Annotated in this window: 15 protein-coding genes and 1 riboswitch; of the genes, 4 read left to right on the top strand and 11 right to left on the bottom strand. The window is 64.7% G+C overall.

What is annotated here, in order from left to right:
- Positions 1-7: 7 nt before the first annotated feature.
- Complete coding sequence (locus AC3QL2_RS19680; RefSeq protein WP_493233022.1) at positions 8-847, bottom strand: 3',5'-nucleoside bisphosphate phosphatase; 840 nt, start codon at positions 845-847, stop codon at positions 8-10.
- Complete coding sequence (locus tag AC3QL2_RS19675; protein ID WP_493233024.1) at positions 844-1,716, bottom strand: alpha/beta fold hydrolase; 873 nt, start codon at positions 1,714-1,716, stop codon at positions 844-846. The genes AC3QL2_RS19680 and AC3QL2_RS19675 overlap by 4 nt, the downstream gene beginning before the upstream one ends.
- Before the next feature lie 53 nt (positions 1,717-1,769).
- Positions 1,770-1,864: riboswitch (glycine riboswitch) on the top strand.
- Between the two features lie 181 nt (positions 1,865-2,045).
- Here AC3QL2_RS19675 and gcvT point away from each other — a divergent pair.
- From gcvT to gcvP, 3 genes are all read left to right on the top strand, one after another.
- The gene (gene gcvT, locus AC3QL2_RS19670; RefSeq protein ID WP_493233025.1) at positions 2,046-3,128 is read left to right on the top strand and encodes a glycine cleavage system aminomethyltransferase GcvT; all 1,083 of its coding nucleotides are present in this window, start codon (positions 2,046-2,048) and stop codon (positions 3,126-3,128) included.
- Between the two features lie 55 nt (positions 3,129-3,183).
- On the top strand, positions 3,184-3,561 hold the full coding sequence (gcvH, locus tag AC3QL2_RS19665; protein WP_493233026.1) for a glycine cleavage system protein GcvH: 378 nt from the start codon (positions 3,184-3,186) through the stop codon (positions 3,559-3,561).
- A gap of 73 nt (positions 3,562-3,634) precedes the next feature.
- Positions 3,635-6,526 (top strand): aminomethyl-transferring glycine dehydrogenase, encoded by a 2,892-nt coding sequence (gene gcvP, locus AC3QL2_RS19660; protein ID WP_493233027.1) that lies wholly within the window; start codon positions 3,635-3,637, stop codon positions 6,524-6,526.
- A gap of 81 nt (positions 6,527-6,607) precedes the next feature.
- Here the strand turns inward: gcvP and AC3QL2_RS19655 are convergent, their stop codons facing one another.
- From AC3QL2_RS19655 to modD, 9 genes are all read right to left on the bottom strand, one after another.
- The gene (locus tag AC3QL2_RS19655) at positions 6,608-7,408 is read right to left on the bottom strand and encodes a S1 family peptidase (protein ID WP_493233029.1); all 801 of its coding nucleotides are present in this window, start codon (positions 7,406-7,408) and stop codon (positions 6,608-6,610) included.
- Complete coding sequence (locus tag AC3QL2_RS19650) at positions 7,405-8,277, bottom strand: transglycosylase SLT domain-containing protein (RefSeq protein WP_493233030.1); 873 nt, start codon at positions 8,275-8,277, stop codon at positions 7,405-7,407. Before AC3QL2_RS19650 ends, AC3QL2_RS19655 begins: the two co-directional genes overlap by 4 nt.
- Before the next feature lie 49 nt (positions 8,278-8,326).
- Entirely contained in the window at positions 8,327-9,607 is a 1,281-nt protein-coding gene (locus tag AC3QL2_RS19645) for a nucleotide sugar dehydrogenase (RefSeq protein WP_493233031.1), read from the bottom strand.
- A gap of 41 nt (positions 9,608-9,648) precedes the next feature.
- Complete coding sequence (gene prsT / locus AC3QL2_RS19640) at positions 9,649-12,435, bottom strand: XrtA/PEP-CTERM system TPR-repeat protein PrsT (RefSeq protein ID WP_493233032.1); 2,787 nt, start codon at positions 12,433-12,435, stop codon at positions 9,649-9,651.
- A 22-nt stretch (positions 12,436-12,457) separates the two neighbouring features.
- A complete protein-coding gene (gene prsR, locus AC3QL2_RS19635; protein WP_493233033.1) occupies positions 12,458-13,819 on the bottom strand; it encodes a PEP-CTERM-box response regulator transcription factor in 1,362 nt (453 codons plus the stop codon).
- A 5-nt stretch (positions 13,820-13,824) separates the two neighbouring features.
- Positions 13,825-15,921 carry an XrtA/PEP-CTERM system histidine kinase PrsK gene (prsK, locus tag AC3QL2_RS19630; RefSeq protein WP_493233034.1) on the bottom strand — a complete coding sequence of 699 codons (2,097 nt, stop codon included), beginning with the start codon at positions 15,919-15,921 and terminating at the stop codon, positions 13,825-13,827.
- A gap of 87 nt (positions 15,922-16,008) precedes the next feature.
- Positions 16,009-17,394: a TIGR03013 family XrtA/PEP-CTERM system glycosyltransferase gene (locus AC3QL2_RS19625; RefSeq protein WP_493233035.1), complete on the bottom strand. Its 1,386-nt coding sequence runs from the start codon at positions 17,392-17,394 to the stop codon at positions 16,009-16,011.
- A gap of 410 nt (positions 17,395-17,804) precedes the next feature.
- Positions 17,805-19,700, bottom strand: a complete 1,896-nt coding sequence (locus AC3QL2_RS19620) for a potassium transporter Kup (protein WP_493233036.1) — start codon at positions 19,698-19,700, stop codon at positions 17,805-17,807.
- Positions 19,701-19,864: 164 nt separating this feature from the next.
- Positions 19,865-20,728, bottom strand: coding sequence for a ModD protein (gene modD, locus AC3QL2_RS19615; RefSeq protein WP_493233037.1), 864 nt, complete (start codon positions 20,726-20,728; stop codon positions 19,865-19,867).
- Positions 20,729-20,964: 236 nt separating this feature from the next.
- Here modD and AC3QL2_RS19610 point away from each other — a divergent pair, with 236 nt between their 5' ends.
- Entirely contained in the window at positions 20,965-24,273 is a 3,309-nt protein-coding gene (locus AC3QL2_RS19610) for an EAL domain-containing protein (protein WP_493233038.1), read from the top strand.
- Positions 24,274-24,275 lie beyond the last annotated feature (2 nt).

The raw sequence follows: 24,275 nt of genomic DNA, 5'->3' as shown, positions 1-24,275 counted from the left end.
ATGAGGGTCACACCAGGCGCGTCCACACCGGCGTAAGGTCGGGGGGCAACGGCGGCGCCTGCCCCAGGTCGATGGGACTGTCTTCCGGGCCGTGAAAGTCGGAAGCCCGCGACGCGAGCAGGCCGAACTTGCGGGCCAGGCGCGCAAAGGCCAGCACCTGCCCACCGTCGTGGGCACCGCAGGACACTTCGACGGCGTCGCCGCCGCGGTCGCGGAAGGTTTCCAGCAGGATGTCCATCTCCGCGTGGCTCAGGCGATAGCGGCCCGGGTGGGCGATCACTGCAACCCCACCCGCACCCTTGATCCAGCCGAGGGCATCCTCCAGTGTCGCCCACACATGCTCCACGTAGCCCGGCTTGCCACGAGCCAGGTAGTGCAGAAAGACGTCATGGACGTTCTTGGCACAGCCTTTTTCAACAAGGAATCGCGCGAAGTGGGCACGGCCGAGCAGGGCTGGATTGCCGGCGTAGGCCAGCGCACCTTCCAGCGCGCCGGAAATGCCGATCCGCTCGAGCTCGGCGGCGATGCGCGCGGCGCGGCCATCCCGGCCACCGCGCACCTGGGCGAGGCCAGCGACGAGCGCGGGATTGGTCCGGTCGATGCCGAGCCCCACCATGTGCACCGTCTGATCCAGCCAGGACACCGAGATCTCCACGCCGGGCACGAAGCGCAGGCCGACTTCATCGGCCGCCGCAGCCGCCTCGTCGAGGCCGAGCAATTCGTCGTGGTCGGTCAATGCCAGCAGATCCACGCCGTTGGCCTTCGCGCGGCGAACGACCGCCGCCGGCGCCAGGGTTCCGTCAGACGCGGTGGAATGGCAGTGCAGATCGGCGTTCAGAGCATTCATGGCGTATTCGACAACAAAAAGGTCTCGATGATCCGCGCGACAATTTCCGGCTGATCATGGTGCAGATTGTGGCCGGAGTCGGAAACCTCGACCTCCTGGAAATTGCGGAAACAAGCCTTGCCTTCCGCATGGACCTCATCGCTGACACCAAGCCGCCGACGCAGCGCCGGATCGGCCGGTTCGATCCACAAGGTGGGCGCAATCACCCGGCACCAGCACGCCAGGGCCTCGGCCCGGCGGTAGGAAATGGGATTGACCCGGCGATGGGCCGGATCGCCCGCCATGCGGATCCCGTCGCCATCGGGCTCGCCAAGGTGCCCGGAGAGGAAGGCTGCCTTGTCCGGCGTCAGGCGCGGATTGTCCGCCTGCAGCCTGGCGGCCAGCGCATGCCGGTCCGGATAGCCCCGGAAGGCCGAGTCGGCTTCGAGCTGCAGCAACCATTTCTCCATCCGGCCCGGCGCATCCTCCGGCCGACTGTCCGCCAGGCCAAAAGCATCGAGGGCAATGAGCTTTGCAACCCGGCAGGGGCGAATGCCTGCGTACTGGCTAGCCACGTTGCCGCCCAGGCTATGGCCGATCAGATTCACCGGCTGATTCGGCGCGAAGATACGCAGGATCGCCTCCAGGTCGGCCAGGTAATCCGGGTACCAGTAGGCGTCGCCCGACCATTCCGTCTGGCCGAAGCCACGCCAGTCGGGCGCGATGACATGCCAATCGGCCTGCAGCGCATCGACGATGAACTGGAAGGAGGCGGAAACATCCATCCAGCCATGCAGCATGAACAGCTTGGGAGCGCCTTCACGCCCCCACTCACGCAGGTGGTAGCGCAGGCCACGAATGCCGACGAAACGGCTTCTGGAAGGGATCATCCGTAATAGTGTATCAGACCCTTGTCGCGCCTCGCCCTCGATGGTAAGGTGCGCGCCGTCGTGTGGGAGAGCGTTCGCCGGCCTGATGCCGCGAACCGCCGAAGGCGCAACCCCCGGAACCGCTCAGGCAAAAGGACCGCCGACGAATCAAGAATCTGGAGAGTGATGCCCCCTGCCCACTGCGCAGGCCGCATCCACCGAAGGGGCACGCAGAGGGTTCGAGACCGCTGCAATCTCTCAGGTACAAAGGACAGATGGGGCCGAAGCGAATTCACGTCGCATCGGCCCCATTGCTTTTCTACACTGGAACGATTGTCACGGAGAGCCCCATGGCCCAACAAACCCCGCTTCACGCCTCCCATATTGCCGCCGGCGCCCGCATGGTCGACTTTGCCGGCTGGGACATGCCGGTCAACTACGGCTCGCAGATCGAGGAGCACCACGCGGTGCGCCGCGACGCCGGCATGTTCGACGTCTCCCACATGCTCGCCCTCGACCTGGAGGGTGCCGATGCCAAGGCCTTCCTGCGCGGCCTGATCGCCAACGACGTCGCCAAGCTCACCGAATCCGGCAAGGCCCTGTACTCGTGCATGCTCAACGAACAGGGCGGCGTCATCGACGATCTGATCGTCTACTTCCTGACCGACACCCACTACCGCATCGTCGTCAATGCCGGCACCGCCGACAAGGACGTGGCCTGGATGCGGCAGCGCCTGGCCGCCACCGATACGCAAGCCACTCTCGCCGTGCGCCGCGACCTGGCGATGATCGCCGTGCAGGGCCCCAACGCCCGCACCAAGACCTGGGCCGCCCTCCCCGGCGCCGAGGCCGCATCCGCCGGCCTTAAAGTGTTCCAGGCCTCCCAGTTCGGCGACATTTTCATCGCCCGCACCGGCTACACCGGTGAAGACGGTTTCGAGCTGACCCTGCCGGTCGCCGAGGCCGTTGCCGCCTGGGACGCCCTCGTCGCGGCCGGCGTCAAGCCCTGCGGCCTCGGTGCGCGCGACACCCTGCGCCTGGAAGCCGGCATGGCCCTCTACGGCAACGACATGGACGACACGGTCTCCCCGCTGGATGCCGGCCTGACCTGGACGGTGGACTTCAAGGACGAAAGCCGGGACTTTGTCGGCAAGGCTGCCCTCGTCGCCAACGGCGCCGGCAAGCAGACCCTGGGCCTGATCCTCGAAGACAAGGGCGTGCTGCGTTCCCACCAGAAGGTGACCACCGCCCAGGGCGAAGGCGAAACGACCAGCGGCACCTTCTCGCCGACACTGGAAAAGTCCATCGCGCTGGCCCGCCTGCCCCTCGGCGTCGCTGCTGGCGACGCCGTCGAAGTCGAGATCCGCGGCAAGCGCCTCAAGGCCCGTGTGGTAAAAGCCCCCTTTGCCCGCAACGGCAAGGCGCTGGCCTGACGGCAGCACGGCATCGAACCCCATTCCCCTTCATCGACTTGAACAAGGACATACCATGAACACTCCCGCGAACCTGCGCTACACCACCTCCCACGAATGGGTCCGCGTCGAAGCGGACGGCACTCTGACCGTCGGCGTCACCGACCACGCCCAGGAAGCCCTCGGCGACGTGGTCTTCCTCGAGCTGCCGGAAGCCGGCCGCGTCGTCGCCAAGGAAGAAGCCATCGCCGTGATCGAGTCCGTCAAGGCCGCCTCCGACATCTACGCGCCGGTCGCCGGCGAGATCCTCGAAGCCAACCAGGCCGCCGTGGATGCCCCCGAGTCCGTCAATGCCGACGCCTACGCCGCCTGGCTGTTCAAGATCAAGCCGGCCAACGCCGCCGACGTGGACGGTCTGCTGGACGCCGCCGGCTACGAAGCTGCCATCGGCTGATCACCCCTTCGCGGGCGCGCCCGGTCGGCGCGCCCCACCCTGCTGTTGCTGTAACCCAACCCGAGTTTCTCCCATGTCGAAGACCCTTCTATCCGCCCCGCTCGCCACGCTCGAACAGGGCGACGACTTCATTCGCCGTCATCTGGGCCCCTGTGCCAACGAGCTGCCGGCCATGCTCGCCGCCGTCGGCGTCGATTCTCTGGACACCCTGGTCGCCCAGACCGTGCCTGCCGGCATCCGACTGCCCGCCCCGCTGGCCCTCGGCGAACCGACGCCGGAACACGTCGCCCTCGCCAAGCTCAAGACCATCGCCGGCAAGAATGTGCTGAAGAAGTCCCTCATCGGCATGGGCTACTACGACACCATCACGCCGAAGGTCATCCTCCGCAACGTGATGGAGAACCCAGGCTGGTACACCGCCTACACGCCTTACCAGGCCGAAATTGCCCAAGGCCGCCTGGAAGCGCTGCTGAACTTCCAGCAGATGGTCATTGACCTCACCGGTCTGGAACTCGCTAACGCGTCCCTGCTCGACGAAGCCACCGCAGCAGCCGAAGCCATGGCGATGGCGCGCCGCATCTCCAAGGTGAAGAGCCAGGCCTTCTTCGTCGATGAAGGCGTCTTCCCGCAGACCCTCGACGTGGTGCGGACCCGTGCCGCCTATTTCGGCTTCGAGCTGATCGTCGGCCCGGTGGCCGATGCGGCCCGCCACGAAGTCTTCGGCGCCCTGCTGCAATACCCCAACGAGCGCGGTGAAGTTGCCGACATTTCCGGCGCCATCGCTGGCCTCAAGGCCAAGGGTGCCGTCGTAGCCGTCGCCTCCGACCTGCTGGCGCTGGTGCTCCTCAAGTCGCCTGGCGAGCTGGGTGCCGACATTGCCCTCGGCTCGGCCCAGCGCTTCGGCGTGCCCCTCGGCTTCGGTGGCCCCCATGCCGCTTTCTTCGCCACCCGCCAGGCCCACGTGCGCTCCATGCCTGGCCGCATCATCGGCGTGTCGAAGGACGTCCGCGGCAAGACCGCCCTGCGCATGACGCTGCAGACCCGCGAACAACACATCCGCCGAGAAAAGGCCAACTCCAACATCTGCACGTCCCAAGTGCTGCTGGCCAACATGGCCGGCATGTACGCGGTTTACCACGGCCCGGAAGGCCTGCGCACCATCGCCGCCCGCGTTCATCGCCTGACGGCCGTGCTGGCCGAAGGCCTCCGCCAGGCTGGTTTCGAGCTGGCCGCAGACAGCTTCTTCGACACCCTGCAGGTAGCCACGGACGAACGCAGCACCGCCATCTACGCAGCCGCCCAGGCCGCCGGCTACAACCTGCGCCACGTGGACGGCAAGGGGCTCGGCATCTCCATCGACGAGAAAACCACCCTCGCCGACATTGCCGCGCTGCTCGAAGCCTTTGGCGCCAAGGCCGACGTTGCGGCACTGGACGCCCAGGTGGCCAGCCGCGGCGGCAACCTGCCGGAAGCCCTGCTGCGCGGCGACGCCATCCTGTCCCACCCGGTGTTCAACACCCACCACACCGAGCACGAGATGCTGCGCTACCTGAAGCGCCTGCAAAACCGTGACCTGGCCCTCGACCACTCGATGATCTCCCTGGGCTCGTGCACGATGAAGCTCAACGCCACCAGCGAGATGATCCCGGTCACCTGGCCCGAGTTCGCCGACGTCCATCCCTTCGCCCCGGCCGAGCAGACCACCGGCTACCTGGAGATGATCGACGGCCTCGCCGCCCAACTGCGCGAGATCACCGGCTTCGACGCGATCTGCATGCAACCTAACTCCGGCGCCCAGGGCGAATACGCCGGCCTGGTGGCGATCCGCCGCTACCATGCATCCCGCGGCGAGCAGCACCGCACCGTATGCCTGATCCCGAAGTCGGCCCACGGCACCAACCCGGCCACCGCGCAGATGTGCGGCATGGACGTGGTGGTCGTCAATTGCGACGACAACGGCAACGTGGAGCTGGCCGATCTGCAGGCCAAGGCCGCCCAGCACGCCGACAAGCTGGCGGCGCTGATGATCACCTACCCGTCCACCCACGGCGTCTTCGAGGAAGACATCCGCGAGATCTGCGCCAGCGTGCACCAGTACGGCGGCCAGGTTTACATGGACGGTGCCAACCTCAACGCCCAGGTTGGCCTCACCTCCCCCGCCACCATCGGCGCCGACGTGAGCCACATGAACCTGCACAAGACCTTCTGCATCCCCCACGGCGGCGGCGGGCCGGGCATGGGCCCGATCGGCCTGAAGGCCCATCTGGCACCGTTCATGGCCGACCACGCAGTCGCCCCGACCGGCACCGAGGACCGCCCCAATGCCGGCCAGGGTGCCGTTTCCGCTGCCCAGTTCGGCTCCGCGAGCATCCTGCCAATCTCGTGGATGTACATCACGATGATGGGCGGCCGCGGCCTCAAGCGCGCCACCAAGATGGCCATCCTCAACGCCAACTACGTGGCCAGCCAGCTGAGCACCCACTACCCGGTGCTGTACACCGGCAGCCAGGGCCGCGTCGCCCACGAGTGCATCCTCGACATCCGTCCGATCAAGGCCGCCACCGGCATCAGCGAGGTGGACATCGCCAAGCGCCTGATGGACTACGGCTTCCACGCCCCGACCATGTCCTTCCCGGTGGCCGGCACGATCATGGTCGAGCCCACCGAATCTGAGGACAAGGGCGAGCTGGACCGCTTCATCGCCGCGATGGTAAGTATCCGCGCCGAGATCCAGGCGATAGAGGAAGGCCGCGTGCCGGCGGACAACAACCCGCTGAAGAACGCCCCCCACACCCAGGCCGACTTCTTTGGCGACTGGGACCGCCCCTACTCCCGCCAGGAAGCCGCTTTCCCGCTGGCCTGGGTCGGCGACAACAAGTTCTGGCCGAGCGTGAATCGCATCGACGACGTTTACGGCGACCGCAACCTGTTCTGCTCCTGCGTGCCGATGGACGAACTGGCCTGAAGGCAGCCGACGCTGGCCGGAAAATGAAAAGCCCGGGATGGAAGCATCCCGGGCTTTTTTACACCTGGACGGCGACCAGGCTTAGGGCTGCTGCAGCAAGGCCTTGATGAAGGACGCCGGAATCGCGTAGGAAATCGCCGACGGATTGGTGATCGCAGCTTCCTTGCTGCCTTTCACGAACACCATGTTGACGATGCCCAGCACTTCGCCCGTTTCCGGACTGTAGATCGGGCTTCCACTGTTACCAGGGTAGGACACCGCATCCAGCTGGAACACCGAGTAGCTCCCCGCCGCCAGGCGCCGCAGCGTCTGGGTTTCGAGCTGACGAGCGCTGGGCAGCGGCTGCCCGACGGGTGTGATGGCCGAGATGATCCCCTTGTGAGTGACCGGCACGATGCCGATGGCCGAGCCCAGCGGGAAGCCGGTCAGCGCGATGTCCTGACCATCACGGACGGCATCAGAATTGCCCAAGCGCAGAGCCGGCATCGGCGGACCGTCGAAACGCAGCACCGACACGTCGTGATCGCGGTCGATCGCCTCGCGCCTCACGGGGCGCGCCGCAACCCGCCCGGTGCCGGGCAAAGCGATGACCAACTGCTCCTTGCTTTCGGAGTTCTCGACGACAGCCCCTTCGACATGGGCATTGGTCACCACCTGGTTGCCATTCCCTGTCACGAACCCGGTTCCCAGAAAGCGAAACTGCGGGCTGCGGGTCGGTTCGAATGTACCGACAGCGACCACCGACTTCTTGACGACGGCCACCGTATCGGCCAGATCGGCCCTTGCATCCACGGATACGCCTGCGACCCCTGCAGCGCTCAACGTGACGAGCACCGCGCTCCTGATGGCCGCAGAAAAAACCCTCAGGAAACCTGCACTCATCGACCAACTGCCTTGAGCGCCTGCAGCACCGGGGACGCGTCCACGACACGGGCATCGAAGGGGTGCTCGGTGCGCGGGAAGAATTCCAGGATGCGCTTCACGTAGTTCTGTGTCTCCTTGAACGGCGGGATCCCGCGATAACGGTCAACCGCGCCCTCTCCCGCGTTGTAGCCGGCAACAGCCAGTGCCACATTGCCGCGGTAGTAAGCCAGCAACCAGCGCAGATAGGCCAAGCCGCCCTTGATGTTCTGTACCGGATCGAAAGTGTCCTTCACGTTGAAGCGGCTCGCCGTCTCCGGGATCAACTGCATCACCCCCATGGCGTTCTTCGGTGAAGTGGCATTGGGATCGAAATTGGACTCGGTTGTCGCGATGGCCAGCGCCAGCCGCGGCTCGATGGAGAAGCGCGGGGCCAGCGTCGTGACGAGCTCGACCATCTTCTTCTTCTGCTCGGGCAGCGACGCGAGGTATTTCTGCGTGTCCCAGGTGTCCCCCGCCACGAATCCCCGCGCGGACTCCCGGGCGGCCAGGCAGGCTGGCACCGCGCCGGTGTATTCGCCCGCCAGCCGACGCGCCTTCTCGGCGCCGGCATGGCCCTTGAAGAGCGCCATCTCGAACAGGGTGGCCGCATAGCCATCGTCCCGCTCGACACCGCGGCCGTTGGCATACATCCAGCCGAGGCTGTACATCGCCTCGGCGTCCCCCATACGTGCCGCCTCGCAATACAGCTCGACGGCCCGCTCGGGATCACGCGGCACACCTTCGCCGTGCTCGTAGGCCAGCGCCTGCTCGACGATCCGGGTCGCATCGACATCTTGCTCGGCAGCATGCCCGACGCCGACAGCGCCCAGGCAACCTCCGCACAACACGACTAAAGACCGCTTCCACCCGGACATCGCAAACAAACCCATCTGCTTCCTAGAGGCGCCAGACCGTGACGCCGGCAGCCTCGAGAGTAGCCTGGTCATAGATGCTCTTCACATCGGTGAACACACCGTTCGGCTCGAGCTTCTCGCACAGGCGGCCCACGCCGAGCTCAGCGTACTCGTTGTGCGCCACGGCCGCCACGATGGCCTTGGCCCGCGGCAGCGCGTCCCAGGCCGTCAGGCTGACGCCATACTCGTGCTCGGCCTCGGCAGACTCCGCCACCGGATCGTGCACCACCACGTTGCAGCCATAGCTCTGCAGCTCATGGATCACGTCGATGACCTTGCTGTTACGCAGGTCCGGGCAGTTCTCCTTGAAGGTCAGGCCCAGCACGATGACGTTCGCCCCCTTGATGTTGTGGCCGGCGCCGATCATCTGCTTGACGGTCTGCTCGGCCACGTACTTGCCCATGCTGTCGTTGATGCGACGGCCGGCCAGGATGACCTGCGGGTGGTAGCCCAGCATGTCCGCCTTGTGGGTCAGGTAGTACGGGTCGACGCCGATGCAGTGGCCACCAACCAGGCCCGGACGGAAGGGCAGGAAGTTCCACTTGGTACCGGCAGCCTTCAGGACCTCGATGGTGTCGATGCCGATCTTGTGGAAGATCACCGACAGCTCGTTCATCAGTGCGATGTTGAGGTCGCGCTGGGTGTTCTCGATGACCTTCGCCGCCTCGGCGACCTTGATTGAGCTGGCTGGATAGACCCCGGCGGTGATCACCATGCCATAGGTTTCGGCAACCTTCTTGAGGGTTTCCGGCGTATCGCCGGAAACGACCTTCACGATCTTCGTGACGGTGCGTTCCTTGTCACCCGGGTTGATCCGTTCGGGCGAATAGCCGACGAAGAAATCTTCCTTCCACTTGAGGCCGGAGCACTTTTCCAGGATAGGAATGCAGACCTCTTCGGTCGCGCCCGGATAGACGGTGGACTCATAGACGACCGTCGCCCCGCGCTTCAGGTTGCGGCCGACACTCTCGGACGACTTGATCAGCGGCGTAAAGTCCGGCTGGTGCGCCTCGTCCACCGGGGTCGGCACCGCCACGATGACGAAGTCGGCCTCACTGATCATCTTGGGATCGGTACTGCACGTGAGGTGGACAGCCGCCTTCAGGTCTTCGGTACTGACTTCACCGGTCGGATCGACAAAGCGGCCATAGGCCTCGACCTTCTCAGCGGACAGATCGAAACCGACGGTCCGCATCTTCTTGCCGAACTCGACAGCCAGCGGAAGCCCCACGTAACCGAGGCCGATAACAGCAATGGTGCTCATGATCTCATTCCTGCAATATGGGTAGCGGGTAGTACAAGCCGTTACAGGGAAGCTCGTATTTTTTCAATCTCGGCACGGACGGGGGTCTTCTCCGGGGCGCTCTTCAGTGCCACGTCCAGCTCCTTGCGGGCGCCATCCTTGTCTCCGGATTTGATCAACGCCCGGGCAAGGCTGATTCTCAACTGGGGCAGATTGGGGCCGAGGCTGACAGCCTTCTTCAGGGTTTCCACGCCTTTGCCGACATCGCCCCCCTCCACCTGCAGCGTGCCATAGGTATCGAGCACGACCGGACTGTTCGGAGCCAGACTGACAGCCTGCTGGGCTACCGTAAGGGCACTGCTGTCCTTCATCTTGCCCAGCGCCCAGGCCATGTTGTTAAGCAGCATGGGATTCTTAGGGGCGATCTCAAGCATCTGGCGGTACTGCTGGACGGCCTGATCGTATTTCAGCTCCATCAGGTAGCGTTCGGCGATATAGGTGCGCAGGGCCAGATCCTTCGGATTGGCCTTGTTCCATTCCGCTGTAAGTTTGGCGGCTTCCTGGGTCTGTCCCGCAGCGATCCTGGCCCCATACAGCCGGATCACGCTCTGGGGCGTCTTGTCACGCTGGAAGGCTTCGCTGTAAGCAGCTACAGCCTCGCTCTTCTTGCCCTGTACGAACAGGACATCCCCCTCCAGGACAAAACCGGTCGCCGATTTGCCGTGCTGCTTCTGAATATCCTTGGCGACGCGCAGCGCTTCATCCGGGCGCTTGCCGTTCATCAGGATGGAGATGAGACGCTGCTCCGCGTCGATGTTGTCGGGCTTGAGCGCCAATGCCTTCCGCAGCGACCGCTCTGCGGCCGCACCGTCCTTGGCCGCCGACTGAAGATCGGCCAGGGCGATCAGCGGAGCGATCGAATTGGGCTGCCGATCCACGAGCTTGGAGAACGTTGCGATTGCCTGCTGCTGCTCCCCAGCCGCCACCTGGGTCCGCCCCAGCAGGTCCAGAACAGTGGGATCGTCAGGCGCCGAGGCGGAGGCCTCCTGGGCCAGCAACAGGGCGCGCTTGGTTTCACCCAGTTGGGCCAGCATGCGCACCAAGGCGATGCGGATGGGCAAGGCGGTCGGAACCTCGGCAAGGCCCTTCTCGAGAACAGCCTGCACATCCTTGGCGCCCCCGCCGGTCATGGCGAGCAGCTCGGCCTGCTGGAGATAGCCTTCGGGCAGCTTTTTGTTCTTGCTCGTGAAATCCTCGTAGCGCTTGCGGGCGGCAGCCGGGTTCTTGTCGCCGACATCCAGACGGGCCAGGTTGCTGAGCGCAGGCAGAAAGTCCGGCTTGAGTTCCAGGGCCTTCTCGAAGGCCTTGCGCGCATTGGCGGTATCCTTGTTGGCCATGAACACCCCACCCTTCATGTTGAAGGTCACCGGGTCGGTCGGCCGCTTCTTCTCAAGGGTCTGCACGGCGGCCAGCGCCTTGGCGGCTTCGCCACGACGCAGGTGAGCCATGATGAGTGCGATGTCGGCCTGGGTGTTGTCCGCATCGAGGGCGGACGCCGCCTCCAGATCCTGGAAGGCGCGCTCAGCCTCCCCGGCAGCCAGACGGGACACGCCGAGACGGGTCCGGTACTGGGCGTTCTTCGGATCGGCCTGGCTGGCCCGGCGGAAATACTCTTCCGAGCGCGTGAAATCGCCAGTCATCGCGTACACTTGACCGGCCAGATTGAGCACGGCCAGATCGTCCCCCCGGTCCTTGAGCAGCGGCTGAAGTTCTTCGAGCGCCTTGGCGGGTTCCTGCAGCCCGATATAGGCGGCAACCAGCATGCGTCGCGCCAACGGCTGATTGGGCGCCTTCTCGAGAACCTTGCTCAGGCCCTCGCGCGCCTGCGCGAAATCCCGCCGCTGCAACTGGAGGCTGCCGGCGAGCACCAGCGCCGGCATGTAGTCCGGAACGACGCGCAACACCTGCTGGATCTCGTCGTAAGCCTCCTTGGTCTTGCCGGTACGTACATCAAGGAAAGCCTGCAGGTAAGACGCCAGCGGGTGGTTGACCGCGACCTTCTTCAAGTCATTGAGCTTGCTTTGTGCCGCTTCCAGCTTGTCGGCCCGCAGCAACTGAGCAATGAGGTTCTGGTGGGCGGTCAGGTCGGTGGGCCGCGCCGCGACAACGGCTTCGAATTCGGGGATAGCTTCATTGGGCCTGTTCAGCGCAAGCAGCAGTTCACCGCGCAGGCTGTGCGCCTCGGCCAGCTTCGGCGCGTCCTTGAGGATGGCGTCGACATCGGCCAGGGCCCCTTCCAGGTCGCGTGCCCCCGCCTTGAGCCGGGCCAGGCCAAGGCGCGCCTGGGGGAAGTTGGGAACCTCGCCGAGGGCCCCCTGGAAGGCCTCAGCGGCGGCCTCACGCTTGCCCTGCGAGAGTTGTGCCAAGCCGATGGTGGACAGCAGCGCTGCCCGCGGCTCCGCCTGGGTCAGCTTCTGCTCCTGGAGCTCGGTGAGGATCCGCGTCGCCTGCCCACTCAGCAACAGGCTCTCAGCCAGCGGCGGAACGACGAGATCGGGTGAGAACCCCAGATCCAGCGCCCGCTTGAGCTCCTTTTCGGCATCCGCATAATTGCCCTGCTGGAAATTCACCTTGCCCAGCAGATAGCGCGCCTCAGCAAAGCTGGGATTCTTTTGCAGCGCATTCTTCAGCTGGATCGTCGCCGCATTGGTATCGTTTTTTGCCAGATAGTCCTTAGCAGAAGCGACCATGGACTCCGGGTTGCCGCCACAGGCAACCAGAAGAAGGGCACACAGGGCACTGACAGCGGTGTTCCGTACCTTGCTGCCATGCTTGAACGGGGAACGCATCTGCGGGGATCCTTGAGTCACGTTAAATCTCTTTCTTCAAACCGAAGCGGTTCATCAAATCGTAAAGGGTCGGCCGGCTGATACCCAGGATCTCGGCGGCGCGGGCCACATTGCCATTGACCCGGGCCATCACCCGCACCACGGCACGACGCTCGGCCTCTTCACGCACAACCCGCAGATTCAGGGCCTCCAGTTCCTCGTCCGGATTCCGGCCGAGTCCTATGTCATCAGCAGTAATGCAGTTCGCATCCGCCATGATAACCGCTCGCTTGATGGCATTTTCGAGCTCCCGGATGTTGCCCGGCCAGCGGTGCGCCTCGATGCTCTGAACCGCATCGTCGGTGAGCGTCATCGAACCCCGCCCGTGCGCACTGGCGAAGCGCTGCACGAAGGCATGTGCGAGCAGCACGGAGTCCCCGTCCCGATCCCGCAGAGCGGGAATGTCCACTACGATCTCGGCGAGGCGGTAGTACAAGTCCTCCCGGAAGCGTCCGGCCTGAATCAGCCCTTTCACGTCCTGGTGGGTCGCGCAGACGATCCGCACGTCGACCGGGATCTCCTCGCGGCCCCCGATGCGTTCGATGACGCGCTCCTGCAGGAAACGGAGCAGCTTGGCCTGCAGGGGCATCGGCAGATCACCGATTTCATCGAGGAACAGGGTGCCCTTGTTGGCCACCTCGATCTTACCCAGCGTTTGTTTCACCGCTCCAGTGAAAGCGCCCTTCTCGTAGCCGAACAATTCGCTCTCGAGCAGGTTTTCCGGGATCGCAGCACAGTTGATGGCGACGAAGCGCTCGTTACGCCGCGGCGAAAGCTCGTGCAGACCACGCGCCAGCACCTCCTTGCCAGTGCCGCTCTCGCCCAGCAACATGACCGTGACGTTTGCCGACGCAACCTTCTCGATCAGGCGGCACACCCGCAGCATGCCGGGATCCCGCGTGATTGCACCGGAAAGCGCGCTCCCTTGCTGGATCTTGAGCTTGCGGTTGTCCTGCTGGAGGTCATACATGCGCAGGGCCCGATCGAGCGTGAGGGCCAGCAGTTCGGGCTCGAAAGGCTTCGCGAAGAAATCGTAGGCCCCCATCCCCACCGCACGGACGGCATTTTCCCGGTCATGCTGGCCGGTCAGCACCACGACCTTGGTATCCGGCGCCAAGGCCAGGATCTCGCCGAGGAGCTTGAAGCCCTCGGTCACGTCGTCCGGCGCCGGCGGCAACCCAAGGTCCATCGTCACTACAGCCGGCTCATGGCGCCGCAACTGGGCGATGGCGTCCTCCCGATCGCTGGCGACCACCGTCTCGTACTGATCGAAGGCCCAGCGCATCTGCTTCTGGAGAGCAGGATCGTCTTCGACGATCAACAAAGTCCTGCGTTTATCACTCATATCGACTACTCAGCCAATGCCTCGATACCGACGTTCTGGGTCTGCCCCGCTAGGGGCAGGCGGATGTCGAAGCGTGAGCCGACACCCACCTCGCTCTGCACGGCAAGGTTTCCCCCAAGTTCATTCACATATTGCTGGGACTCGTAAGCCCCGATACCCATCCCACTGGACTTGGTCGTCTGGAAAGGCCTGAACAACTGCTCCCGCATGAAGGCTTCCGACATGCCAGACCCCGTGTCACACACCGCAACACACGCGAAATTACCCTCACGGGATAGCTCCACCGACACACTACCATGCTCGGATGTCGCATCGAGTGCATTTTGCACGATGTGACCGAGTATCCTCTCCAGCCGCTCCGCATGGGCAAGGACCGTAAGATCCGGCGCTCCCGGAGCCATACTCGGGGATGGCTTGAACATGCGCTTGGAGTGGATGATGTGCTCGACGACCGCCTTGAGTTGAACGGGCCGGCGCTGGTTGATCGGCGTTTTCTCCATCAGCTGGGCCATCAGCCCGCGCATGCGCGTCTCCACATGCCTGACGGTATCCAGCATATCCGCCTGGAATTCGGGATTATCCTTGTGTCGTTCAGCATTGCGCAACATGAGTGACAACTGGGCGACCAGATTCTTGAGATCATGCACCACGAATGCTGACATCCGGTTGAACGCGTCGAACTTGCGTGCTTCGATCAACGCCTCAGCCGTCTGCATGCGCGCGATGTAGCTGGCGGCCTGCCGCCCCGCAATCTTGAGCAGATCAAGAACCTCCCAGTTAACGTCCACAGGAGTGCGCGGCGTCAGCAGGACCACGAAACCCACCAAGGCCCCCGAGGAAATCAAGGGCACGATCAACCACATGTCGGACAGCTCGGAAGCCCAGACCGGCCTCGGCATGCCAGCGCCTGACGACAGGCCACTGCGCATCTCCTGCAGATTGACTACCCACTCGCGCTCCAGCAGAAAACGGCAGAACTCAGAATCCGCCTGCTCCCGCACCCCCGAGTCAGGCATGTTGAAACGCGCCTGCTGGCTGTAGTTACCGTCCAGGTCGCACAACCAGACGCCACCTCCCGGACTCTCGACGAGGTCGGCAAGCGCCTTGACCACCGATTCGCCGAGATTCAACCCGTCGCCAGCCACCGACAGTGACTGGGTCACGCTCAACCATTCCTTCCGGTAATCGTAACGGTATGCAAAGAAATGTTTGGCCAGCAGGACCCGCAGGCGCGCCCGGAAAGCACCGGAAACGACCAGGACACAAAGAAACAATACGCCGCTGAACAGCAGCGCCAACTGCAGTGCCTCTCCCCATTCGCCACCGAAATAGCGCATGTAGTAACCCGCTGCAGCGATCAGCAGCAGGTACAGGCCCGATCCGGCCAGCGCAGTCGAATGGAACACCACGTGACGTGACACAGACACCCGCAGCGTCCAGTCGGGATTCCGCGATGCAGAGATCACCAGCAGCGGGATGGTCAGGGTATGGGCGAAGCCACGGACGCTCCAGGTCACCGGATCGATACGGGTGAACAGCAGCGTATCCGCGTACATGTACACATCGAAGACGAACAGACTGCCCAGCGCGAGGGCTAGCGGCTTGATACCCCAGCGGTAGCGCTCCGACACGGCACGATAAAAAAGTTCGAGCAGGACGAGGCCAAACACCGAGGACAACAGGGATGTTGCCGCCCAGGTCCGCATCGGCGTGCCATACACCGGTAGGCCAAGACTGAAACAGACGACACCGCCAGCCGCCAGGGCGACCACCGCCGATGCTCCAGGAGCTGGCCAGCGTGGCATCCCGTCGCTCGCACCGTCAGCCGAGGGTTGCGACAACAAGGCAACCAGGAAGCTGAACCAGGCTGCCAGGCGCAGCACGTCGAAGAAATTGGCCAGCTGGAACAGCCAGCCCCAGCCAGATGCGGAAAACGCCCAGTTTGCTCCGGCCCACAGGGATTCGGTGGCCGCTGCGGCGATCAGCAGCGCCCCGCGCCCGCCCTTCCGCCATGCCACCGCCAGGTAAAGCCCGAACAGCGCATGGACGACGGTCGCGAACGCATAGCTCCAGACCGATACTTGGGACAGGACGGATTCCATCGGCTCTCAACAGAAAAGCACATGCTCCCGACAAGCGGGAGCACAGCAACTCATCCCCTCAGGGATGAACCTCAAGCGACGGAACGATCAATGCGCACCGTCACCCGTCAAGACCACCCGCACGGTTTCGAAAAGCACCACGGTATCCAGGAACAAGGTGTGATTCTTTACGTAGTAAAGATCGTACTGCAGTTTGTTGATCGCATCATCCACCGAGGATCCGTACTGGTAACGGACCTGAGCCCAACCCGTGACGCCCGGCTTGACGCAGTGGCGGACCGCGTAGAACGGGATGTCTTTGGTCAGCTGATCCACGAAGAAGGGGCGCTCGGGACGCGGCCCGACCAGACTCATGTCACCCTTCAATACGTTGAACAGCTGCGGCAGCTCGTCGATGCGCACCTTGCGGATGAAGCGGCCGACCCGCGTGACCCGGTCATCGTTGGCGGCAGCCCAACGCGGCTTGCCGTCCCGCTCCGCATCGCGGCGCATGCTGCGGAACTTGGTAACCTTGAACAAGCGTCCGCCGAGGCCGACCCGCTCCTGGCGATAGAACACCGGGGCACCATCCTCGATGACGATGGCCAGCGCGGCCAGCACCATGACCGGCGTGGCGAGGACCAACAGCACGAGCGACGCCACGATGTCGAAGATCCGCTTCACCAGCGTGCGCCCCCAACCTTGGCGGAAGCCCTCACCATAGATCAGCCAGCTGGCCCGCAAGGAGTCGATCCGGACCTGGCCGCGCACCCGCTCGAAGAAGCTCGACAGATCCAGCACCTTGATACCGGCCATCTTGCAGTCGAGCAGTTCGCGCAGCGGAATGACGCCACCTCGCCGTTCCTTCACGGCGACGATGATCTCGTTGACCCGCAATTCATTGGCAGTCGCCAGCAGGCTTCCCTCGACGTGGACGATCCGCTTCGGGTCGACCCGCACCTCATCGTTGCTGCCGGCGGGATAGAAACCAACCACCTGGAGGCTGGAATTGGCGGGATGCGTCAGCGCATGCTCGACTGCAACTGCATCCACCCCCGTCCCGATAACCATGATTCTCTTGACCAAGACACCCGCCCCTGTACGCCGAACCGCAACCCCCCGCACGGCGACCACCAGCCCCAACAAGGCGATGACATTCAACTGCATCGCCTCATGGGCGAAAACGCCCCACGGCAACACCCGAAACACGCCATAAGCCACCGGCACACTCAACGCAATGGAAACGGTCACGCGCATCAGGGTGTCACGCCAGTCGCCGCCAAACCCTGCCCGATAAAGCCCCAGCGCGCCGTTGAGGATCATCATCGCCACCGCAAACACCAGCGCCGACGGCACGACGGAAAACAGGAGTTCCCCATCGACCCGATCCTGAACGACAAACACGACAATCACCGCAACAAACAGCAACAGCGCATCGAACAGCAACTGCAATACAGTGTTGGATGGTACGTAATGATTGAAGAGTTTCAGCATCCTGAGCCCCGGCCGTTTTTCAAGATAACCGCCCATGCAAATTGAATTAAGCGATCAAGCGTAGACGCCTTCACACCCCAAAATAAGCAGCACATTATCTATGAAGACGGCGTGAAGGTCATGCCGATTGTGCACTGCAAATTTGCAAAATGCGTGAAATCTCGCGCACTCGAACGATAGTCCCAGGCGCCGGAAACGCCCGTGATACCTGTCACACAGGAAAAGACATTTCGGCCGGCTTAATGCCCACAACGAGCGTGACAAAAAAACCATACAGCATGAAAACAATTCTCAACAAAAGCCCAGCAACTTGATTCAAATGAAAAAAATGAAATAACGACGATTTCATATTTCTTGACGTACGGATTTCTGCACGCAAAATCAAGCACGAGCGCATAAAACGGGAGGCATCACAGCTCGATCTGGGTCCCGAATTCGACCACCCGGTTGGCCGGAATGCAGAAAAAGTCGGCGGCGCTGTGCGCATTCCTGAACAGCAGGATGAACAGCCGCTCCCGCCACAGGCCGAGGGAGGCGCCGGTCCTGGGAATCAACGTCTCCCGCCCGAGGAAGAACGAAGACTCCATCAGTTCGAAGGTGAAGCCCTGGTCCTCACACATGGCCAGCGCAGCGGGGATATCCGGATCGTCTTTGAACCCATAGCGGACAAAGACACGGTAGAAACCGAAATCGAGCTCCTCCACACGGACCCGGTCCGCCGCCGGCACATAGGGGATGTCGTCGGTCACCACGTTCACCAGCACCACCCGCGCGTGCAGCACCTTGTTGTGCAGCAGATTGTGCAACAGCGCACGGGGCACTCCGTCGGGCGCCGTGGTCATGAACACGCCGGTTCCCGGAACGCGCAGCGGGGGATCATGGAACATCGACTGGATGAACAGGTCGAGAGGCATCGTGTCCTGCCGCATGCGCTCCGAAAGCAGCGCCCGCCCCCTCTTCCAGGTCATCAGCAGCGTATGGACCGCCAGCCCCATCGCCAGCGGGAACCAGCCACCATCGAAGATCTTGACGCTGTTGGCAGTAAAGAAGCCGAAATCGACAGTGAAGAACAGGGCCAGGAAGGCCACCGCCGGCGCCCAGCGCCACTGCCACAGGGCACGCACCACCACGAAGGCGAGCACCGTGTCGATCATCATCGTCAAGGTCACCGCAATGCCGTAAGCCGAGGCCAGCGCGCTCGATGAACGGAAGCCGATCACCAGCGCCACCACCGCCCCGAGCAGCAGCCAGTTCACGTTGGGCACGTAGATCTGCCCCATCTCCTTGTCGGAGGTGTGAATCACGTGGATCCGCGGCGAATAGCCCAGTTGCACGGCCTGCTTGGTCAGCGAGAAGGCCCCCGAAATCACCGCCTGGGAGGCGATGATGGTGGCCAGCGTCGACAGGCCGACCATCGGCAGCAGCAGGGGCTGCGGCACCAGCAGGTAGAAGGGATTGGCCACCGCAGCGGGATTGTCGAGGATCAGCGCCCCCTGCCCCAGGTAATTGAGGTACAGGGCCGGAAACACGTAGCCGAACCACGCGACCTTGATCGGGCGCCGGCCGAAGTGGCCCATGTCCGCATACAGGGCCTCGCCGCCGGTGATCGCCAGCACCACGGCGCCCAGCGCCAGGAAGCCGAGCCAATGATTATCGGCAAAGAAACTCACTGCGTAAGCGGGATTGATGGCCCGCAGCACATCGGGGTGGCGGGTGACGTTCATCGCCCCGAGCACGCCGAGGGTCGTGAACCAGAACAGCATCACCGGGCCGAACACCGCGCCGACCCGGGCGGTTCCCTTGCTCTGGATGACGAACAGGCCAGTCAGCACAATCAGCGAGATCGGCAGCACATAGGGCTTGAAGGCCGGCGTAACCACCTCTAGCCCCTCCACCGCCGACAGCACCGAGATGGCCGGCGTAATCACCCCGTCACCGTAGAACAAGGCGGCGCCGAACAGCCCCAGGCCGGCCATCGCGGCCCCCAGGCGTGGCGACTTGCTGGTTCGCAGGGCCAGCGACGTCAGGGCCATGATGCCGCCCTCGCCCCGGTTGTCGGCCCGCATGATGTAGACCACGTACTTCAGGGACACCACGATGGTCAGCGCCCAGAAGACCAGGGACAGGATGCCCAGCACGTTGTCTGGCGTCACCGGCACCGCGTGAGGACCGTTGAAGACTTCCTTCATCGTATACAACGGGCTGGTGCCGATATCGCCGAACACCACCCCCATCGCCGCCAGCGCGACCGGCAGGACCTGCATACGGGACTGCTTCTCTTGCCCGGGGGCAAGCACTGTACTCATACGGCTCTCCTGTAACACCTCCGGACGGCTCAGACGATCCGTCCCGGGAACTCACCGCCGGCAAGCCGGCCCCGGGGCACGGGTCCATCGGCAACGCCCCGCCCCGCTCGGGGCCGAGATACTACCGCATCGCAACAAGAGCAGGCTGCAGAACGCGCTGGGGCTTACGCCTCGGGCAGTTCGAAGGAGACCGCCACATCCGCCGGTGGCGCCATGTACGGCGCGGACGTGACCAGCAGATCGGCTCCGGCTGCCACGAAGGCCGCCGCGTTGTCCGCCTTCACGCCGCCGGCTGCCGCCAGCAATGGCCGCCCATGCAGCCCCGGCGGGAGCGCGTCTACCTGCTGCCGGCACGCCACCACCTGCTCGACGGAGAACTTCTCAAGCTGCAGCACGTCCGCGCCAGCCCGGGCCCACTCGCTGGCCTCCTCGACGCTCCCGACCTCGACGACGATCTTCTTTTCCGGCTCCCGCGCCCGGAGTCTTGCCACGGTCTGCGTCGGCGTCTCGGCGACGAACAGGCGATGTTCGGCGAACACCAGCAGGGACTCGGACAAACCCAGGCGATGGATGGTCGCCCCACCGGCACGCACCGCCTTCACCGACATGGCTTTCGCCCCCGGCACGTTCTTGCGCGTGCACGCCACCGCCACCTTGCGCCCCCCCGTCTCCGCGGCCCGGACTACAACCGCGGCCCCGGTCGCCAGACCGCTGGCCCACTCCATCAGCACCTGGCCGGTCTTCCAGGCAGCGTGCAAGGGCCCCGCCGCCCCTTCCGCCTCCAGCAGCAGGCGCCCCGCCTCGGCATGACTCCCCGACGGCACCCACAGGCGTGCCCGCGCCCCGGCCAGCTCGAACAGACGGGCGGCCTCTTCCGAGCCGCACACCGTCATCGGGCCACGGGCGCGGAAGGCCACCCGCCCTTCCCGCGTACCGATCCCCAGCGACGCGGTGGTCAAGTCGCCACATGACACATCATCAGCAAGCAACGCCAGCAGCGTCGCGTCCGGCAAGTTGAACGAAGACATCCTCGAAGCTCCCGAAGTCGATGACACCAACAGAAAGTAGGAAGCTGATGATACTCGCCGGCCGCTTTAACGCCGCCTATGCGGAGTACGCCACACCCCACCGCCGGTTACCCCCACTCACAAAATGGGGAGCGCTAGAATGGCGGCGACTTGCCGCACGGAGCCCGGGTTCGCACAGAAATGCCCTTGACCGCCATCGGCTTTCGACAACCGCAACCCGACACCGCAGACACCCCATGCCTTTTTCCTCGCGGATACAGCAGATCGCCGGAATCACCGTCGCCTACGCGATATGCGGCCTGATCGCGCTCCATATCGCGATTCCCCCCGGGTATGTTGCGCCCCTGTATCCCCCAGCCGGCATCGCCCTGGCCTGCATGCTGATCTACGGTCGGCGCGTCTGGCCGGCCATCTTCATCGGTGCGGCGGCCACCAACGTGGAGGCGGTTCTGCAGGCCGGGCTCGGCGGCATCAACTGGATCATGCCCCTATGTGTAGGGACGGGCGCCGTTCTGCAGGCCTTCGCCGGCGTCGCACTGGTCCGCCGCTGGGTCGGCTTTCCCAATCCTCTCGACAGCGCCGGGGCCATCCTGCGCTTCTTCTTCCTCGCCGCCCCGCTCAGCTGTCTGGTCAGTGCCAGCATCGGCGTCGGTGCCTTGTCCCTGCTCGGCTCCGTGCCGGAGCATGACGCTGTTTTCAGTTGGTGGAACTGGTGGGCGGGCGACGCCGTCGGCATCCTCATCGCCTGCCCGTTGATCTTCGCCTTCTGGGGCCAGCCTCGCGGAGACTGGGCGTCCCGCCGCCTCGGGCTCGCAATCCCGATGGGCATCGCGCTGATCCTGCTGGTCGGCCTGGAGGTCCAGATCGGGCTGTGGGAACGCCAGCGCCTGCAATCCCGCTTCGAGACCGACGCCCACTTCGTCGCCAACCTGCTCACCAACCGCCTTTCCGACTATCTGTCGGTGCTCCAGTCCGCGGAACGCGTCATGGTTGCCGCCCCAGACCTGGACGACGAAGGCTTCCAGCAGTTCGCCACATCCTGGCTCTCCCGTTCCGGCGGATTGCAGGCGATCGGCTGGATTCCCCGCGTACCGGGCAGGCTACGCCCCGCCTTCGAACACGCAACCCGCAGCGCCACGGCAGATCCGGACTTCCAGATTATGGAGCGGGGCCCCTCCAACGAGCTCTACCCGGCCGGGCCCCGCACCGAGTACGACCCGGTCCGCTTCGTCGCCCCACCGGAATCCAACCGGCGCGTCTTCGGCGTGGATATTTCGTCCATCCCGGCCAGCGCCGAAGCCATCCTGCGCACGAGTGCCGACGGGAAAGCCGCCGCCTCCCGCGCCTTCGAGCTCACGCAGGAGACCGAGGGACAAGCGGGCGTCGTCGTCTATCAACGGACAAGCCACGCCGGCCGGAGACCGCCAGCCAGCCCGGACGGATTCGTCTTCGTCGCACTGCGCATCGAGGAGAGCGTAGCCAACGCGCTGCACGGCCATGAGATCCCCGGCATCCATTACTGCCTCACGGAAAACGTCAATGGCGCGGCGATCGGGCACCACCTCGCCGGCCTGCAGTCCTGTCCGCCAGCCGGCGAGCCCGGCAGCGATGGGCTCGTCCCGTGGGTCGAGCAGATCGAATTCGGCGGACAGACCTGGACGCTGACCCTCACCACTACTCCGAACTACGCCTTCCGCCACCGGGGCTGGGAAGCCTGGACCCTGCTCGCCATCGGCCTGCTGAGCACCGGCGTGCTGGGCGCCTTCCTGCTCGCCACCACCGGGCACGCGCGCCGCGCCGAGGAGCTGGTGGAGCAGCGGACCACCGAATTGGCCGAGGCCGGCCGCCGCCTCATCGAGCAGCAGGCCGTGCTGACCCACGCCGAGCGCATCGCCCGCTTGGGCAGCTGGGAGACGGACCTGCTCAATGACCGCAGCCATTGGTCCGCCGAACTGTACCGAATCCTCGACGTCCCGCCCGGCACCGCCAGCACCGCGCACAACCTGCTGGCGGCCGTCTGCGCCGACGACCGTCCCCGGCTGCAGGAAACCCTCGACAGGGTGCAGCAAGGGCAGGACAGCGCCAACCTGGACGTCCGCCTGGCGAGCCCGGCCCGCGAAGGGCACATCGTCCACTTCAGCATCGAGGCCGCCCCGGGCTCCGGTGGCACGCGCACGCTGCGCGGCACCGTGCAGGACGTATCGGAAAGCCGTGCCGCGGAAGCGCACATCCACTACCTCGCCCACTACGACACCCTGACCGGCCTGCCCAACCGCAGCCTGTGGATCAACCGCGCCGAGCAGGCGCTGGCGCTCGCCCGGCGCAACCACACCTGCGTCGGCGTGCTGTTCCTCGACCTGGACAACTTCAAGAAGGTCAACGACACCCTCGGCCATCCGACCGGCGACCGCCTGCTGTCGGCCGCCGCCGAGCGTCTGTCCCGCTGCCTGCGCGACGAAGACGTGCTGGCCCGCCTCGGCGGCGATGAGTTCGTCGTGCTGCTGCCCCAGCTGCCCCGCGCCGAGGACGCCGCCACGGTGGCCCGGAAGCTGATCGCCAGCCTGGCCCCGCCCTTCGACATGGACGGCCAGGAGCTCACCGTCAGCACCAGCATCGGTATCGCCCTCGCCCCCAACAACGGCACCGATGTGGACGTGCTGCTGAAACACGCGGACACCGCCATGTACGACGCCAAGAACGAGGGGCGCAACGACTTCCGTTTCTTCACGCCGGACATGAACAGCCGCGCCTACGCGCGCCTGATGCTCGAAAACGCGCTGCGGCGGGCCATCGAGCGCAACGAGCTGTTCCTCGAGTATCAACCCCAGTGGGAGATGCCCGGCAAGCGGCTGATCGGCGTCGAAGCGCTGGTACGCTGGGACAGCCCCGACCGCGGCCGCGTCCCCCCGGTCGAGTTCATTCCCCTTGCCGAGGAAACCGGCCTGATCCACGCCATCGGCGACTGGGTGCTGCACGAAGCCGCGCGCCAGCAAGCCGCCTGGCGCGCTGCGGGCCTGCCGGCGCTGACCGTCGCCATCAACATCTCGGCCCTGCAGTTCCGCCGCCCGGGCTTCATCGACCGGCTCCAGCATGCGCTGACCCACTGGAACATTCCGCCCACCAGCATCGAGCTGGAGATCACGGAAAGCGCGCTGATGCAGCCCAGCGGCGAAACGGAGCAGCAGTTCGCCACGCTGAGCAATCTGGGCGTCGGCCTGGCGCTGGACGACTTCGGCACCGGCTATTCGAGCCTGTCCTATCTCAAGCGCCTGCCGCTGACGCGCCTGAAGATCGACCGCTCCTTCGTCGAGGACCTGCCCGGCGACCCGGAAGACGCCGCGATCGCCACCGCCACGCTGTCAATCGCCCGCGACCTGGGCCTCGACGTGGTCGCCGAAGGCGTTGAGACCGAAGCCCAGCGCGACTTCCTGCTGGAACGCCAGTGCCGCGTGATGCAGGGCTACCTGCTCGCCCGACCGCAACCTGCCGGGGACATCACCCGCCTGCTACGCAGCGAGGCAGAACGCAGCGTGGTCCCGGCCTGAAC

It is taken from the genome of Zoogloea sp. GW822-FHT05C07, assembly GCF_058800215.1.
Note: the sequence above shows the minus strand (reverse complement) of the source record. Positions and strands in the feature narration are given on the sequence as shown.

Excerpts from the sequence above, each read along its gene's own strand:
- AC3QL2_RS19680 (WP_493233022.1), bottom strand. The coding sequence starts at position 847 with ATGAATGCTCTGAACGCCGATCTGCACTGCCATTCCACCGCGTCTGAC.
- AC3QL2_RS19675 (WP_493233024.1), bottom strand. The coding sequence starts at position 1,716 with ATGATCCCTTCCAGAAGCCGTTTCGTCGGCATTCGTGGCCTGCGCTAC.
- gcvT (WP_493233025.1), top strand. The coding sequence starts at position 2,046 with ATGGCCCAACAAACCCCGCTTCACGCCTCCCATATTGCCGCCGGCGCC.
- gcvH (WP_493233026.1), top strand. The coding sequence starts at position 3,184 with ATGAACACTCCCGCGAACCTGCGCTACACCACCTCCCACGAATGGGTC.
- gcvP (WP_493233027.1), top strand. The coding sequence starts at position 3,635 with ATGTCGAAGACCCTTCTATCCGCCCCGCTCGCCACGCTCGAACAGGGC.
- AC3QL2_RS19655 (WP_493233029.1), bottom strand. The coding sequence starts at position 7,408 with ATGAGTGCAGGTTTCCTGAGGGTTTTTTCTGCGGCCATCAGGAGCGCG.
- AC3QL2_RS19645 (WP_493233031.1), bottom strand. The coding sequence starts at position 9,607 with ATGAGCACCATTGCTGTTATCGGCCTCGGTTACGTGGGGCTTCCGCTG.
- prsT (WP_493233032.1), bottom strand. The coding sequence starts at position 12,435 with ATGCGTTCCCCGTTCAAGCATGGCAGCAAGGTACGGAACACCGCTGTC.
- prsR (WP_493233033.1), bottom strand. The coding sequence starts at position 13,819 with ATGAGTGATAAACGCAGGACTTTGTTGATCGTCGAAGACGATCCTGCT.
- prsK (WP_493233034.1), bottom strand. The coding sequence starts at position 15,921 with ATGGAATCCGTCCTGTCCCAAGTATCGGTCTGGAGCTATGCGTTCGCG.
- AC3QL2_RS19625 (WP_493233035.1), bottom strand. The coding sequence starts at position 17,394 with ATGCTGAAACTCTTCAATCATTACGTACCATCCAACACTGTATTGCAG.
- AC3QL2_RS19620 (WP_493233036.1), bottom strand. The coding sequence starts at position 19,700 with ATGAGTACAGTGCTTGCCCCCGGGCAAGAGAAGCAGTCCCGTATGCAG.
- modD (WP_493233037.1), bottom strand. The coding sequence starts at position 20,728 with ATGTCTTCGTTCAACTTGCCGGACGCGACGCTGCTGGCGTTGCTTGCT.
- AC3QL2_RS19610 (WP_493233038.1), top strand. The coding sequence starts at position 20,965 with ATGCCTTTTTCCTCGCGGATACAGCAGATCGCCGGAATCACCGTCGCC.